Raw genomic sequence first — 735 nt, forward strand, 5'->3', positions numbered from 1 at the left:
TTGTCTAAGAAAACCCCCAGTTCGACTGGGGGTTCAGGAAAGCTTATAGCTATGAGTAAAAATCCCTTGACCTTTATGATAAGATGATAGCCGGTCTGCCAACCGCAACATCAAATCAAGGAGGACAAGGGAATGGATAAGAGCAGTCTAGCACATACCCGCTGGAACTGCAAATACCATATTGTATTTGCACCGAAATATAGACGGCAAGTCATCTATGGGAAATTAAAAAGAGAGATCGGAAAGATCATCCGGGAGTTGTGTGAGCGCAAAGGGGTGGAGATTCACGAAGCGGAAGCGTGCCCGGATCACATCCATATGTTGGTGAGTATTCCACCGAAACTGAGTGTATCGGAGTTTATGGGGTACTTAAAGGGAAAAAGTTCGCTGATGATCTTCGATAAATTTGCGAACCTGAAGTATCGATACGGAAATCGGCAATTTTGGTGCAGAGGCTATTTTGTGGATACGGTAGGGCGAAACAGGAAAGCGATAGCCGAATACATTCGAAATCAACTAACAGAGGATAAGAACTACGAACAAATCACGATGAAAGAATTGTTCGACCCGTTTACGGGTGAGTCGGTAGGAAAGGGCAAATAAAAGAGCCCCTTTGAGGGGCAAGCCCGGGACCGCTCGCGGTTGGCAGACTTTCAGTGCGCCTTCTTAGGCGCGTGCTAGTACCATGCCCTTATAGGGCTGATGGAAGCCACCGGCTAAGCCGGTGGTTATGAC

1 protein-coding gene is annotated in these 735 nt (G+C 47.2%); it reads left to right on the plus strand.

The features are described 5' to 3' along the window. The first annotated feature begins 132 nt into the window (after positions 1-132). Positions 133-603 (plus strand): IS200/IS605 family transposase, encoded by a 471-nt coding sequence (gene tnpA, locus N0M98_RS33730; protein WP_249860177.1) that lies wholly within the window; start codon positions 133-135, stop codon positions 601-603. Positions 604-735 lie beyond the last annotated feature (132 nt).

Source organism: Paenibacillus doosanensis, from assembly GCF_025060755.1.
Classification (GTDB): domain Bacteria; phylum Bacillota; class Bacilli; order Paenibacillales; family NBRC-103111; genus Paenibacillus_S; species Paenibacillus_S doosanensis.

What these genes read in the sequence shown, in the direction of transcription:
- tnpA (WP_249860177.1), top strand. Translation starts at nt 133, where the DNA reads ATGGATAAGAGCAGTCTAGCACATACCCGCTGGAACTGCAAATACCAT.